Genomic DNA, 14,244 nt, shown 5'->3' with positions numbered 1-14,244 from the left:
AGTGCGCATACATTCACGAGAACGGCTCCCCGCTTATTTGTCAAAAAAACCTTCCGGACTACTGCTGATACGGACTCCGATTGAACGGACTGCAGAGGCCACCGGGTCCGCGCGGGTCAGGCGAGTTCGACGCGGTTGCGGCCCTGGCGTTTGGCGGCGTACAGGGCCTGGTCGGCGGCGACGGTCAGTGCGGCGGGCGTGGCGGCGTCGGCGTTCAGGGTGGCGACGCCCAGGGACAGCGTGATCTGCCCGAGGGCGATGCCGGCGTGCCGGAGGTCCAGGGCGGCGACCTGGGCGCGCAGGTTCTCGGCGATGGCGGCGGCGCCGCTTTCGTCCGTGCCGGGCAGCAGCAGCGAGAATTCCTCCCCGCCGGGCCGGGCGGGTGTGCTGCCGGGCGGCGCGGCGTCTTTCAGGGCGGCGCTGATGCGGACGAGCGCGGCGTCCCCGGCGTCGTGTCCGAAGGTGTCGTTCAGGCGTTTGAAGTGATCGACGTCCAGCGCGATCAGGCTCAGGGGGCGGCCCTCGGCGTGCGCCAGGGCGACCTGTTCGTTCATGACGTCTTCGAGGTGGCGGCGGTTGAACAGGCCGGTCAGGGGGTCGCGGATGGACTGTTGCAGCAGCCGGTCCTGCAGGCGCAGGCTGGCGAGGGCCAGGGCGATCTGGCGGGCCACGCCGGGCAGCAGGGCGCGCGTGGTGTCCGGGAGGGGCTGGTCGGGGTCGGCGTTCGCGACGCGCAGCAGGCCCAGCGTCTCGCCGTGCGAGAACAGCGGCAGGCAGGTGTACGCGCCGCTCTGGCCGGGGCAGGGGGGCGCGAAGCGGCGGTTGTCGGGGTGCTGCACCTCGCCGCGCCGCAGCGCCCAGCAGTGGTCCGGGGCGTGCGTGACGGCCGCCTCGTCCCCCCAGTGCAGCAGCGGCACGAGCAGGTTGCGGGAGGCGTTGTGGTGTGACAGGGCGCCGCGCGTGCCGGGCAGCAGGAGCGGCAGGGCGCGTTCGAGGATGCGGGCGCCCTCGTCGAGGCTGCGGGCGGCCTGCATGGCGTCGCTGAGTTCCCCGAGGCTGCGCATCCAGGTGTTGCGCTGCGCGAGTTGGTCGGCGCGGTCGCGGGCTTCCTGCTGCGCCGCCTGGAGGCGCTGGCTCATCAGGTTGAAGGTGCCGGCCAGTTCACGGAATTCGCGTGGCCCGCCGACCTGCACGGTGACCGGGGCGCGGCGGCGTTCCAGCGTGGCCGCGCCGGGCGTGTCGTCTGCCGGGGCGGGGCCGGACTCGGGGGAGAGGCTGGACCCGGGGGAGAGGCCGGGTGCGTGGGCAGGGGTGGGTGTGGGGGCCGCGTCGGTCAGGCGCTGCGCGGCGCGGGTCAGGTTCCCCAGGTACCGGGTGATCAGGCCCGCCTGCGCCAGGGCGTTCACGAGGCCGAGCAGCACCAGGACGCTCCCGGCGAGCAGCAGGGCCAGCCGCAACCGTTCGAGTTGCCGGACGGCCTCGGCCTCGCGGTCCTGCAGGGCCTGTGTTTCGCGGGCGTTCAGCGCGGCGATCTGCGCGCGGGTGGCGTCCAGCAGTTTCTTGCCGCGCTGGCTGCGGACGAGCTCGGCGGCCGCGTCGGGGTCGGTGGCGCGCAGGTTGATTTCGGGCGTGGCGATCTCGGCCAGCCAGCGGAAGATCAGCGTCTCGATCCGGTCCACGTTCCGGGCATTCTGTTCGGGCGTGCCGGACAGGCGCATGGTGTCGCGCAGGGCGAGCAGGTCGCCGGGCAGCGCGGCCCGCGCCGACTGGTACGGTTCCAGGAACACCGGGTCGCCCGCGATGACGTAGCCGCGCACGCCGGTTTCCATGTCCAGTACGCGTACCAGCAGGTCCGAGAGGTTCTCGATGCGCACGCGGGCCTGCGTGGCGTCGTTCGTGGCCTGCACGCGGGCGTCCAGCGCGCCGAGCAGGAACACGAACGACAGGATCGTCAGCGCCCACAGGGGAAACTGGGTCAGGAGCAGCAGGCGGCGTAACGGCACCGGCCCAGTATCCACGATCGCAGTATCCATAGAACGGCCGCGAGCGGCGTGCTGGTGGGTGGGCGCCGGGGGGGGTCACGGCCTGCCCTGCGGGCCTGCTGTAATACAGTTTCGTTCAGACCATCCAGCCCATCCGACCGTTCATTCCCGGCTGCGGCGTTCCTGCCGCCTCCCCCCGAGGTATCCATGACCAGTTCTTCCGTCTACTCTTCCGTCCGTCAGCCGGTGTTCGCCCGTCAGGGCATGGTGGCGACCAGTCAACCGCTGGCCGCGCAGGTGGGTCTTCACGTGCTGCGCGGGGGTGGGAACGCCGTGGACGCCGCGATTGCCACGGCGGCCGCGCTGACGGTCGTGGAACCCACCAGTAACGGCATCGGCAGTGACCTGTTCGCACTCGTCTGGGACGGCGGCGAGTTGCACGGCCTGAACGCCAGCGGCCGCTCTCCGGCCCGCCTGACCCGTGACGCGCTGGGCGGGCAGGACATGCCCACGCACGGCTGGTTGCCGGTCACGGTACCGGGCACGCCGCGCGGCTGGGCGGACCTGCACGCCCGCTTCGGCCGCCTGCCGTTCGCGCAGCTGATGGAGGGGGCCGTCCATTACGCCCGCAGCGGCTACCCGCTGTCGCCGGTCCTGGCCGAGAACTGGGCGCGGGGTATCCGCGCGCACCGCGCCCGCACTGGCCCGGAGTTCGATCACTGGCGGCACGTGTTCGCCCCGCAGGGCTTCACGGCCCGGCCCGGCGAACTGTGGCACTCGCCGGAGCACGCGGACACCCTGGAACGCATCGGGCGCAGCGGGGCCGCCGACTTCTACGACGGCGAACTGGCCCGCCGCGTCGCCGCGCACGCCCGCGACACCGGCGGCCTGCTGGACCTGGACGACCTGGGCGGGCACACCAGCGAGTGGGTGCAGCCCATCAGCGCCGCGTACGGCGAGCACCGCCTCTGGGAGATCCCGCCGAACGGGCAGGGTCTGGCCGCCCTGATCGCGCTGGGCATCGTGAACGGCCTGACCCTGCCCGACCACCGGGACGACCCGGCCGGCCTGCACGCGCAGATCGAGGCGATGAAACTGGGCTTCGCGGACGCCCACCGGTACGTGGCCGACCCGCAGCACAGCGCCGTCCCGGTGGACGCCCTGCTGTCGCCCGCGTACCTGTCGGCCCGCCGCGCCCTGATCGGCGAGCAGGCCCTGGACCCGCAGGCGGGCGACCCGAACAGTCACGGCACCGTGTACCTCGCCGCTGCCGACCGGGACGGGCAGATGGTCAGCCTGATCCAGAGCAACTACATGGGCTTCGGGAGCGGCGTGGTCGTGCCCGGCACGGGAATCGCCCTGCAGAACCGGGGGCATAACTTCTCCATGCAGGCCGGGCACCCGAACGAGATCGCGCCCCGCAAACGCCCGTACCACACCATCATTCCCGGTTTCCTCACGCGCGCGGATCAGCCGGTCGGGCCGTTCGGCGTGATGGGCGGGTTCATGCAGCCGCAGGGGCACCTGCAGGTCACGCTGAACACCGTCCGTTACGGCCTGAACCCGCAGCAGGCGCTGGACGCCCCCCGCTGGCAGTGGACCGGCGGGAAGACCGTGGAGGTCGAGCATGAACTCGGGGCCGTGCAGGCGCGTGCGTTGCAGGCCCGCGGGCATGACGTGCAGGTGCAGCTGAACCCGAACGCGTTCGGGCGCGGTCAGATCATCTGGCGGGACCCGCGCACGGGCGTGCTGGTGGGAGGCAGCGAATCCCGCACGGACGGACAGGTCGCCGCGTACTGACGTGAACCCTGCTGCCCTCTCCCCCCGCGGGAGAGGGAGGGAGGAGCGAAGCGACGGAAGGGTGAGGGGGCGTGCGACCCGCCTGAACCGAGACCCCCAGGTTCAGGGTTGGGGTGGTGGGCCGGCCGGGGTGCCCGGCGCGTACCCGCGTGCCTGAAGGTCGTACAGCTGCGCGTAGCGGCCCGCGCGGGCCAGGAGTTCCTCGTGGTTGCCGCTCTCGGTGATCACGCCGCCCTCGAGGACGATGATGGTGTCGGCCAGTCGCACGGTCGAGAAGCGGTGCGAGATCAGCAGCGTGATGCGGCCAGCAGCCTGCGCCCGGAGGGCCTGGATGGTCTCGAATTCCGCCTGGGCGTCGAGGGCGGCGGTGGGTTCGTCGAACACCAGCACGGACGCCTGCCGGAAGTACAGGCGGGCCAGCGCCAGCCGTTGCCACTGCCCGCCGGACAGTTGCCGTCCCCCCTGGAACAGCCGGCCGAGCGGGGTGTCGAGGCCGCCGGGCAGGTCGTCCACGAACGCCGCCCCGGCGCTGCGCACGGCCGCCTGCACGCCCGCGTCGTCGTTCAGGCGGTCACTCTCGGCCAGGGCGACGTTGTCGCGGGCGGTCATCTGGTACTGCCCGAAATCCTGGAAGATGATGCTCATCTCGCGCTGCACGCTGCGCGGACTGAAGCGCGCGGCGTCCAGTCCGTTCAGCAGGATCTGCCCGCTGGTCGGCTGGAACAGCAGCGTCAGGAGTTTCACGACGGTGGTCTTGCCTGCGCCGTTCTCGCCGACCAGCGCCAGGGACTGCCCGCGGTGCACGGTGAAGTTCACGCCGCGCAGCACGTCCCGCGTGGTCAGCGGGTAGCGGAAGCCCACGTCCCGGAATTCGATGCTCTCGATGCGGCCCTCCCAGACCTCCCCGGCGTCCAGGTCGCGGCCCGGCAGTTCCAGGAACGCGTACAGGTTGCGCATGTACAGCAGGTTCTGGTAGATGCCGCTGACGCCGCTCAGCAGGCCACTGACGGTGTTCTGCACCTGCGCGATGCCCAGCACGAACACGCTGAAATCCCCGACCGTGATCTGCCCGGCGGCGGCGCGGCGCAGGATCAGGGCGCTGGCCAGCCCGATCAGCAGCGCGGACAGCAGCGACGCCCCGAAATTCCACGCGGACCGCTGCCGGACCAGCGTTTCGAGTTGCGCGCGGAATCCCAGGTAGTAGGCGCGCCAGCGGCCCAGCAGGTACGGCTCGAAGCCGAACAGCCGCACTTCCTTGACCAGCGTGTCCGAGGTGAGGAGGCTGCCCAGGTAGTTCTGCACGCGCGCGTCGTGCGTCTGGCGGCGCAGCATGCGGTAACCTTCCACGCCGAAGCGGTTACTGATGATCACGCCGGGCACGCTGGCCAGGATCACGAGCGGCAGCACCCACACGCCCAGCTGCGTCATGAGCGCCCCGACCGACCCGAGCGTGACCACGCCGCCCGCCAGGGACACGAGTTGCGTGGCGACGCCCAGCGGCCGGGACCCGACCTCGCGGTACGCCTGTTGCAGGCGGTCGTACGTGTCGGCGTTCTCGAACGCCTCGACGCTCAGGGTGGTGGCCTTGTCCAGGATGCGGCGGCTGACGCTGTGTTGCAGGCTGTCGCCCAGCAGTTGCTGCGAGGCGTTCTGCACGGTGCTGAGCAGGCTGCCCAGGATCACCAGTCCGACCTGCGCGGCCAGCAGGGTCAGCAGCGCGCGGTACGTGACCTGCCCCTGCGCGGCCTGCGCGACGGCGTCCAGCAGGTGCTTGCCGACGAGCAGGTTCGCGGCGGGCAGTCCGGCGCCCAGCAGGTTGCTGAGCGCGAAGGTCAGCGCGTGCCGGGGACTGGCCTGCCAGACCAGTCCGAGCGTGGCGCGCAGGTCACGCAGTTGCTCGCGCGCGGTGGGGGGCGGCTCGGCGGGACTGTCCTTTGGTCCGCTGGTGCCTGGGGCGTCCGGTCTGCTGCCTGCTCTGTTTCTGTCTGGGCGGTCGGGGTCGCGCCTGGGGGGAACGGTCATCGCCGCCAGTCTGAATCAGCGGGCCGCGCAGGATGGTGACGCGCGGCCTTCACCGTCTGGCCGTATCATCGGCGGCGTGATGACCTGGGTGCGCCGCAACCGCCCGCTGCTGCTGGTGCTGGTGGCCTGCCTGGGGCTGGCCGCGTGGATCAACCTGCCGCTCTGGCAGGAACTGGGCGGCAGTGACGCGCGCGCCCAGGCGCTGCCGGTCGCCCCGGCGTTCCGGGCCGGGCAGCGGGTGCTGATGCTCTCCCCGCACCCGGACGACGAGACGCTGTGCTGCGCGGGCATGATTCAGCAGGCCCGCCGCGCCGGGGCGGAGGTGTTCGTCGTGTGGGTCACGCCCGGCGACGGCTTCGAGTTCGACGCGGCCCTGACCGAACGGTCCCTGCGGCCCGGCCCGGCCGGACTGCGTGAACTGGGGAACGCCCGCGCGGACGAGGCGCGGCGGGCGGCGGCCGTGCTGGGCGTGGACGAGGCGCACACCTTCATGCTGGGGTACCCGGACGGGGGCCTGTCGCGGCTGTTCACCGTGAATTACGCCCGGCCGTTCGTGTCGCCCCGCACGGGAGCGCAGGCCGTGTACGTGCGGGGCGCCCTGACGCCCGGCCATCCGTTCACGGGGCAGGCGCTGGAGGCGGACCTGAACAGCGTGCTGGGCCGCGTCCGGCCGGACGTGGTGCTGGCCCCGGCTCCGCAGGACTTCCATGCGGATCATCACACGCTGTCGTATGTGGCGGTGCGGTTGATGGCGGCGCGCGGGCAGGTGGACCGCCTGCGGTTCTGGGTGGTGCATGGCGGCCTGGAGTGGCCGCTTCCGAAGGGCCTGCACCTGCGTGAGCCGTTGACGGTGCCGCCCCGCGCGCGGAACCTGCCGTGGCAGCGGGTGCCGCTGGACGCCGCGCAGGTGGACGTGAAACTCCGCGCCGTGCGGGCGTACGGCACGCAGACGCGGGTGCTGGGGCGGTTCATGGAGGCGTTCGTGCGCTCGAACGAACTGCTGAGCCCGCAGTCCCTGCCGGACGCGCCGGGACCGGTCAGTACCGGCGGGGAGCGGGACGTGCGCGGCCTTCCGGGGCGCTGAAGCTGCGGGTCTCAGCGCAGGGCGAGGGTCATGACGACGTGCCGGGCGGGGTGGCCCAGCCAGGGTTCCCATAGGGGCGTCTGGCGTTCACCGGCCACGCGGAATCCCAGTTTGCGGTACAGGCCGAGCGCGGCGACGTTCTCGGTGGTGGTGGAGAGCTGCACGCCGGGCACGCGGGCGTCTCGCAGGAGGGCGAGGTGGGCGCGCAGCAGCGTTTCCCCGGCGCCGAGGCCGCGCGCACTTTGCTGGACGTTCAGGTGCAGGTGCGCGGGGTAGAGGGTGTCGCTGGCGTGCGGGCCGGGCCAGCGGGCGGCGCGTATCAGGTAGCGCAGGCTGCGGCGCGTGTCGGGCCGGGTCAGCCGGGAGAGGAGCAGTGGCGCGGCGCGTAGCAGGGAGCGGCGGTAGCGGGCGGGGTCGGCGGTGCCGACGATGAACCCCACGGGGTGCGCGTTCCTGGCGGTGGGGTCTGCCGTGGCGTCCGTGTCGTGGCGCAGGGCGATCAGGTTGGTGGGTTCGTGCAGGTAGGGGTCGGTCCACAGGGCGGTGAACAGTTCACGGTCCGGGAAGTAGGGGGCGGCGCTGCTGCCGAAGTAGCCGGTGTCGTGGGCGAGGCGGCCGAGCAGGTCCCGGTCGGCGGGTGTGGCGGGGCGGACGCTGAGGGTGGGGGGCAGGGTGTGTTCCTCCGATGGGGGTCAGTGTAGAGCGGTGGGAAACTCCATCCAAAGTTATTTGGATGTATATGATAGAGGCAACCCTCCGTCATCACACACCAGTTCATCCCCCTGCACTCTCGTTCCCGCACCCTGGTTTTTCACGTCTCAGCGCCCTTTATGTAGGTTATTTCACGCTTTTCCGGGGGCCTGACATGTGCCTGATACGTCGCGGCGACCCTCGGGCGTGATGAATGCTCGTGCTTCCCTGTCAACCGTGGTGTTTCTGAGCCTGGGCATGTGCTTCAGCGTGGGGGAGGGCCTGTCGATTGCCGGTCAGGTGAGGAACCCAGAAGCTGCCGCGCAGGTCGGGCCGTCGCAGGTGCGGGTGCTGCTCACGAACCTCGGGCAGGGATTCCTCGTCGGGATCGGCACGCTGGACGGCACGCGCTTCAGCCTGCGCGTCCCCGATTCGTTCAGGCCGCCCGTCACGCCCCTGAGCGTCTGCCCCGGCGTGAGCGTCACGCCTGCCGCGCCCCGCACGTACACCGCCGAAACACTCCTGATCTACCACCAGGGCCGTAACGCGGCGGCCACGCTCATCCAGGCAGACGACCCGACCGACCCGACCCGGCGCGGCCAGTGGGTGTTCAGTGACCGGGCCGCCACCCTCAGGGGCCGCTGCACCGGCCTGAACACCCACTACGACCTGAAACTCACCCAGGGCTGGAACGCCGTAACCACCGTCACCCGCAGCGGACGATTCGAGATTACCAACGCCACGACCAACCTCCCGTACTGGGTGCAACCCGTCCTCACCCGCGAGGCCCGCACGACCTTCCCCACACTCTTCAGCGGCGCGCGCACCGCCTTCTGAACCCAGCAGAGCAGGTTACGGCAGCGGGCGTACGCTCCGGCGGGAGCATATGCCTGCTGCCTGACGCTCAGGCAAGCCGGAAAAGCAGACGGTATGACACGGCCCTGCATGCGGGAGCTGTGGGCGGGGCCGGAAGCTGGTGGGATACCCCGACTGCCTATTACTATCATTTACATGCAAATACACATAATCATCCATTTCCACAACCCATCAAAAAAAACGTGCCGTACACTACGCCTCATGACCCGCCCACCCCCCACCGGCGTCCTCGACCAGCTCCGCGCCCTCTCCCACGAACTGCGCTTCGAGATCATCCGCCACCTCGCGCAGGGCGAACGCTGCGTGTGCGACCTCGAAACGCTGCTGGACCTCCCACAGTCCAGAATCTCCTACCACCTCGGCATCCTGCGCGACACGCAACTCGTCACCGCCGAGCAACGCGGCAAGAACATGTACTACACGCTGCAACTCGCGCCGGTCTTCGCGCTGGGCGGCAACCTCCTCACCGAACTGTTTCCGCAGACGCCCGGCGGACCGTCACCCGCGCAGACGCATCAAAAGAAATCGGTATGCTAGGCCGCGTGACCCGCGTCCTGATCCTCTGCACCCACAACAGCGCCCGCTCCCAGATGGCCGAAGCCCTCACCCGCGCCGCCGCCGCCGAACTCGGCGTTCCACTCGACGTGCACTCGGCCGGGACCGAAGCCACCCGCGTCAAGGCGGACGCCGTGACCGTCATGACCGAACTGGGCCTGGACCTCAGCGCGCACCACAGCAAGACGCTGTTCGACGTGCCCGACCCGCAGAACTTCGAGTACGTCATCACCGTCTGCGACAGCGCCGCCGAGGCCTGCCCGGTGTACCCCGGCCGCACCCGGCGCCGCCACTACCCGTTCGTGGACCCGTCCGGCGGCAGCCTGGAACGCTGGCGGGCCGTGCGTGACCAGCTAAGCACCCGCATGCGCGCGTTCGTGCAGGCCCTGCGTGACGGGCAGGACGCGCCGCCCAGCTACGACCACAGTCCCGCCGTCGAAGTGGCCTGAGCGTGCCGAGCACCTGCATACAGGGAGCCTGCACGTGCTGAGCGCCGCCCTGATCTTCGTGTTCACGTTGACGCTGGTGATCTGGCAACCCCGGTTCCGCTGGCAGCCCGGCGGGCTGGGCATCGGCTGGAGCGCCGCGCTGGGCGCCCTGCTGGCCCTGCTGAGCGGCGTCGTCACCCTGGCCGACGTGCCCACCGTCTGGCAGGTCGTGTGGAACGCCACGGTCACCTTCGTCGCGCTGATCATCATCAGCCTGCTGCTCGACGAGGCCGGATTCTTCCGCTGGGCGTCCCTGCACGTCGCCCGCTGGAGCGGCGGCAGCGGCCGGCGGCTGTTCACGCTGGTGATCCTGCTCGGCGCGGCCGTCAGCGCCCTGTTCGCCAACGACGGCGCCGCCCTGATCCTCACGCCGATCGTGCTGGCCATGCTGAGCGCACTGAACCTGCGGCCCGCCACAACCCTGGCGTTCGTCCTGGCGACCGGATTCATCGCCGACAGCGCCAGCCTGCCGCTGGTGATCAGCAACCTCGTGAACATCGTCAGCGCCGACTTCTTCAACCTGAGTTTCGCGCAGTACGCGGGCGTGATGATTCCCGTGAACCTCGCCGCGATCGCCGCGAGCCTGGGCACGCTGACCCTGATGTTCCGCCGCGACCTGCCCCGCACGCTGAACACCGCCCAGCTGGACGCCCCGGCCAGCGCGATCCGCGACCCGCGCGTGTTCCGGGTCGGGTGGGGCGTGCTGGGCCTGCTGCTCGCCGGGTACTTCGCGGCCGGGCCGCTGGGCGTGCCGGTCAGCGCGGTCGCCGTGACCGGCGCGGCCGTCCTGTACGCCGCCGCGGCGCGCGGGCAGGTCATCTCGACCCGCGCGGTCCTGCGGGGCGCGCCGTGGCAGATCGTGGTGTTCTCGCTGGGCATGTACCTCGTCGTGTACGGCCTGCGGAACGCCGGACTGACCGACCTGCTGGGCACGCTCCTGGGACGCATCGCGCAGGGAGGCCTGTGGAGCGCCACGCTCGGCACGGGCTTCGTCATGGCGGCCCTGTCGAGCGTCATGAACAACCTGCCCAGCGTCCTGATCGGCGCGATCGCCATCGACGACAGCGCCGCGCGGGGCGTGGTGCGCGAGGGCATGATCTACGCGAACGTCGTCGGGAACGACCTGGGGCCCAAGATCACACCCATCGGGTCGCTCGCCACGCTGCTGTGGCTGCACGTCCTGGCACGCAGCGGCGTCCGGATCGGCTGGGGGCAGTACTTCCGGGTGGGAATCGTCCTGACCGTCCCGGTCCTGCTGGTCACGCTCACGGCCCTCGCACTCCGCCTGCAACTGGGATAGGGCCGCGCCTGCCCGCATTCCGTATGCGGGCGGGCGCGGCCGTCCATCGCCGTCAGTCCTCAGTTCAGTTCAGTCGTCCGTGCGGAAGGCGTACACGGTCCGCGAGTACCAGGCCTGCCCCGGATCGAGGCGGGTGCTGGGAAAGTCCGGGCGGTTCGGGCTGTCCGGGTAGTGCTGCGGTTCGAGGCACAGGGCGGCGTGCGCGGCGTACGTGACGTTCCCGCGCCCCTGCACGCGGCCGTCCAGGGCGTTGCCGGTGTAGAACTGCACGCCGGGTTCGGTGGTCTGCACGTCCATCACCCGGCCCGACGGGGCGTGCCGGACGGTCGCGGCCAGCCGGAGTTGCCCGGCCGGGCCGTTCAGCACGAAGTTATGGTCGAACCCGCCGCAGCGTTCCGTCTGCGGGTGCGGCGCGGCGAGCGCATCGGCCAGCACCCGCGCCTCTCGCAGGTCGAAGGGCGTGCCCTGCACCGGGGCGTGCGCGGATTCGGGCAGCAGGTGCGCGTCCACGGGCGTGAACTGCGCGGCCGTGATCCGGACCTCGTGGTCCAGCACCGGGCATGACGGGTCGCCGCTGAGGTTCCAGTACGAGTGGTGCGTGAGGTTCACGACGGTCGGGGCGTCCGTGACCGCGTGGTAGTCGATCTGCACGGCCCGGTCGGGGCGCAGGGTGTAGCGCACGCTGACGTTCAGGTTGCCGGGGAAACCTTCCTCACCGTCGGGGCTCAGACGGGTGAACAGCACGGTCGGGCCGTCCTCGCCCACACTGCCCTGCGCGTCCCAGAGGCGGCGGTCGAAGCCGTCCGGGCCGCCGTGCAGGGTGGTGTGCGGCTCGACCAGCGGGAGCTGCACCTCGCGGCCGTCGAGCGGGAAGCGGCCCCCGGCGATGCGGTTGGCGTACCGGCCGATGGTCGCTCCGAAGTACGGGGTGCGGGCGCGGTCCAGGTACGCGCGCGGGTCGTCGTGGCCCAGTGTCACGTCGGCCAGTACGCCGCTGCGGTCCGGGACGCGCAGGGACACCAGGGTCGCGCCGAGGTTCGACAGCCGCGCCTCGGTGCCGTCCGGGAGGGTCAGCGTGAACAGGAGCGCGCCGGGCAGGCCGTCCCAGTCGCGCGTGTCGAGCGTCCCGACGGGCGGCGGCGTGACGGGCAGGGGGGAGTGGCCGGTCACGCGCGACCGGCCGGGCAGGAACGGGGAGGGGTGAACACCGTGAACATGCCGTCATGATAGGTCAGCGTCCCGCCGGCGCGCCCCGCGAACGTGAGCTGCGAACGTGAGCCGTGAACGTGAGCCGTGAACGTGACCCCTGGCACACTCCGGGGCAAAGGCGCATACTCCGCGCAGTCATGCGACCCGCTGCCCGGCCCCCCCACCCGCTGCTCACGCGCGCGTCCGACTGGCTGCTGCGCCAGGACGCGCAGCCGCCCGCGCCGGAAGGGTACTACGAGACGCCCCCGCCCGCGCAGACGCACAAGCACGCGTGGTGGCAGGTGATGTGCCTGACCGGCGTGGATTACTTCAGCACGCTGGGGTACCAGCCGGGCATCGCGGCGCTGGCGGCCGGGGCGCTGTCACCCGTGGCGACGCTGGTGCTGGTGCTCGTCACGCTGTTCGGGGCGCTGCCCATGTACCGGCGCGTGGCGCAGGAAAGTCCGCACGGGGACGGGTCGATCTCGATGCTCGAGCGGCTCCTCACGTACTGGCCCAGCAAGTTCCTGGTGCTGACCCTGATCGGGTTCGTCGCCACGGGCTTCATCATCACCATCACGCTGTCCGCCGCGGACGCCGCCGCGCACCTGATCGAGAACCCGTTCCTGAAACCGGCGTTGCAGGGGCATCAGGTGGGCGTGACGCTGCTGCTGCTGACCCTGCTGGGCAGCGTGTTCCTCAAGGGGTTCAAGGAGGCCATCGGGATCGCGGTGGTGCTGGTCACGGCGTACCTGACGCTCAGTCTGCTGGTCATCGCGCGCGGCGCGCAACTGATCGCCGCGCAGCCCGAACTGCTCGGGAACTGGCTGTCGGCGCTGACGCACGGGTACGCCACGCCGCTCGCCGTGATCGGCGCGGCGCTGCTGGTCTTCCCGAAACTGGCGCTGGGCCTGTCGGGCTTCGAGACGGGCGTGGTCGTCATGCCGCTGATCCGCGGGGACGCCAGCGACACCGAGGCGCACCCGGCCGGACGCATCCGCAACGGGCAGAAGCTGCTCACGACCGCCGCGCTGCTCATGAGTGCGTTTCTGCTCAGCAGCAGTGTCGTGACGACGCTGCTGATCCCGGCCGCGGAGTTCCAGCCGGGCGGCGAGGCGAACGGGCGGGCGCTGGCGTACCTGGCGCACGAGCACCTGGGGAACCTGATCGGCACGGCGTACGACCTGAGCACCACCGGCATCCTGTGGTTCGCGGGGGCGTCCGCGATGGCGGGGCTGCTGAACATCGTGCCGCGTTACCTGCCCCGCTACGGCATGGCGCCCGAGTGGAGCCGCGCGCACCGCCCGCTGGTCCTGATCTTCCTGCTGATCTCGTTCGCGGTCACGGCGGCGTTCCGCGCGAACGTGGACGCCCAGGCCGCCGCGTACGCCACGGGCGTGCTGGCCATGATGACCAGCGCCGCCGTCGCCGTCACCCTGACCGCCCGCCGTCGCGGGCACCGCAGGGAACTGCGGATGTTCGCGGTGATCAGCGCCATCTTCATCTACACGCTGGGCGTCACGATCGTCAGCAACCCGCAGGGCCTGCTGATCGCGCTGCTGTTCATCCTGCTGGTGCTGGTCGTGGGCGTCACGTCCCGCGTGAACCGCTCGTTCGAACTGCGGGTCAGTCAGGTGCAACTGGACGACACGGCCGTGGAATTGCTGCGCGCCTACCCGATCCGGCCGCTGCGGCTCGTGTCTCACCATCCGGGCCGCTCGGCGCAGGACGAGTACCACCGGCAGGAACTGCGCGTGCGGCAGATGGTGCACCTGCCCGACGAGCAACCCTTCCTGTTCCTGGAAGTGGAACTGGACGACGCCAGCGAGTTCACGGACGTGGTCGAGGTGCGCGGCCTGCACGTCGGCCCGTACGGCGTGCTGCGCGCGCGGGGGTCCAGCGTGCCGAACACCATTGCGGCCGTGATGCTGCACCTGCGCGGGCGGGGCGCGCCGCCGCAGGTGTACATGCGCTGGACCGAGGAAAGCCCGCTGCAACTCGCGCTGGATTTCGTGATCGGCGGGCGCGGAGACGTGCCGCCCCTGACCCGCGAGATCCTGCGCCGCGCCGAACCGGACCGCGACCGCCGTCCCATCGTGCACGTCGGCGGCTGAGCCGGAGCCACGCGGGGGCCCTCATACGGACTCCGATGGAATGGTTTGCAAAAACCGTTCCATCCGAGCGGACGCGAGCAGGAGAGAAACGGGTTCCGGGCGTGGAGTTGGCAACCCGGCGTTCTTCCGGGTTGTTAACGAAACA

Annotated in this window: 11 protein-coding genes; 7 read left to right on the top strand and 4 right to left on the bottom strand. The window is 70.9% G+C overall.

From position 1 onward, the window contains the following. Window positions 1-116: 116 nt before the first annotated feature. The gene (locus tag IEY70_RS16965) at window positions 117-2,018 is read right to left on the bottom strand and encodes a sensor domain-containing diguanylate cyclase (RefSeq protein ID WP_189066212.1); all 1,902 of its coding nucleotides are present in this window, start codon (window positions 2,016-2,018) and stop codon (window positions 117-119) included. 171 nt (window positions 2,019-2,189) lie between these two features. Between IEY70_RS16965 and IEY70_RS16960 the strand changes: the two genes are divergently transcribed. Then, window positions 2,190-3,782 (top strand): gamma-glutamyltransferase family protein, encoded by a 1,593-nt coding sequence (locus IEY70_RS16960; RefSeq protein ID WP_229778013.1) that lies wholly within the window; start codon window positions 2,190-2,192, stop codon window positions 3,780-3,782. A gap of 102 nt (window positions 3,783-3,884) precedes the next feature. On the opposite strand, the gene IEY70_RS16955 is transcribed toward IEY70_RS16960, so the two are convergent. Then, the gene (locus IEY70_RS16955; RefSeq protein WP_189066211.1) at window positions 3,885-5,804 is read right to left on the bottom strand and encodes an ABC transporter ATP-binding protein; all 1,920 of its coding nucleotides are present in this window, start codon (window positions 5,802-5,804) and stop codon (window positions 3,885-3,887) included. Window positions 5,805-5,883: 79 nt separating this feature from the next. On the opposite strand from IEY70_RS16955, the gene IEY70_RS16950 reads away from it, so the two are divergent. Beyond that, entirely contained in the window at window positions 5,884-6,888 is a 1,005-nt protein-coding gene (locus IEY70_RS16950) for a PIG-L deacetylase family protein (protein ID WP_189066220.1), read from the top strand. Window positions 6,889-6,899: 11 nt separating this feature from the next. On the opposite strand, the gene IEY70_RS16945 is transcribed toward IEY70_RS16950, so the two are convergent. Beyond that, window positions 6,900-7,328 carry a GNAT family N-acetyltransferase gene (locus IEY70_RS16945; protein ID WP_229778011.1) on the bottom strand — a complete coding sequence of 143 codons (429 nt, stop codon included), beginning with the start codon at window positions 7,326-7,328 and terminating at the stop codon, window positions 6,900-6,902. A 487-nt stretch (window positions 7,329-7,815) separates the two neighbouring features. Here IEY70_RS16945 and IEY70_RS16940 point away from each other — a divergent pair, with 487 nt between their 5' ends. The 4 genes from IEY70_RS16940 (at window position 7,816) to IEY70_RS16925 (ending at window position 10,797) form a co-directional block, all read left to right on the top strand. After that, window positions 7,816-8,415, top strand: a complete 600-nt coding sequence (locus IEY70_RS16940; protein WP_189066210.1) for a hypothetical protein — start codon at window positions 7,816-7,818, stop codon at window positions 8,413-8,415. A 240-nt stretch (window positions 8,416-8,655) separates the two neighbouring features. After that, a complete protein-coding gene (locus tag IEY70_RS16935) occupies window positions 8,656-8,991 on the top strand; it encodes an ArsR/SmtB family transcription factor (RefSeq protein ID WP_189066209.1) in 336 nt (111 codons plus the stop codon). 5 nt (window positions 8,992-8,996) lie between these two features. Further along, window positions 8,997-9,458 (top strand): arsenate reductase ArsC, encoded by a 462-nt coding sequence (locus tag IEY70_RS16930; protein ID WP_189066208.1) that lies wholly within the window; start codon window positions 8,997-8,999, stop codon window positions 9,456-9,458. Continuing rightward, entirely contained in the window at window positions 9,400-10,797 is a 1,398-nt protein-coding gene (locus IEY70_RS16925) for an arsenic transporter (RefSeq protein ID WP_373290811.1), read from the top strand. The genes IEY70_RS16930 and IEY70_RS16925 overlap by 59 nt, the downstream gene beginning before the upstream one ends. A 69-nt stretch (window positions 10,798-10,866) precedes the next feature. Here IEY70_RS16925 and IEY70_RS16920 read toward each other — a convergent pair whose 3' ends face one another. Further along, complete coding sequence (locus tag IEY70_RS16920) at window positions 10,867-11,967, bottom strand: aldose epimerase family protein (protein WP_229778009.1); 1,101 nt, start codon at window positions 11,965-11,967, stop codon at window positions 10,867-10,869. A 176-nt stretch (window positions 11,968-12,143) separates the two neighbouring features. Here IEY70_RS16920 and IEY70_RS16915 point away from each other — a divergent pair, with 176 nt between their 5' ends. Next, window positions 12,144-14,099, top strand: coding sequence for an APC family permease (locus IEY70_RS16915; protein WP_373290810.1), 1,956 nt, complete (start codon window positions 12,144-12,146; stop codon window positions 14,097-14,099). Window positions 14,100-14,244 lie beyond the last annotated feature (145 nt).

Source organism: Deinococcus seoulensis, assembly GCF_014648115.1.
In the GTDB taxonomy this organism is placed as follows: Bacteria; Deinococcota; Deinococci; order Deinococcales; family Deinococcaceae; genus Deinococcus; species Deinococcus seoulensis.
The sequence above is the reverse complement of the archived record's forward strand: the minus strand, read 5'-3'. Positions and strand labels throughout refer to the sequence as shown.

Excerpts from the sequence above, each read along its gene's own strand:
- IEY70_RS16960 (WP_229778013.1), top strand. The coding sequence starts at position 2,190 with ATGACCAGTTCTTCCGTCTACTCTTCCGTCCGTCAGCCGGTGTTCGCC.
- IEY70_RS16955 (WP_189066211.1), bottom strand. The coding sequence starts at position 5,804 with ATGACCGTTCCCCCCAGGCGCGACCCCGACCGCCCAGACAGAAACAGA.
- IEY70_RS16950 (WP_189066220.1), top strand. The coding sequence starts at position 5,884 with ATGACCTGGGTGCGCCGCAACCGCCCGCTGCTGCTGGTGCTGGTGGCC.
- IEY70_RS16935 (WP_189066209.1), top strand. The coding sequence starts at position 8,656 with ATGACCCGCCCACCCCCCACCGGCGTCCTCGACCAGCTCCGCGCCCTC.
- IEY70_RS16915 (WP_373290810.1), top strand. The coding sequence starts at position 12,144 with ATGCGACCCGCTGCCCGGCCCCCCCACCCGCTGCTCACGCGCGCGTCC.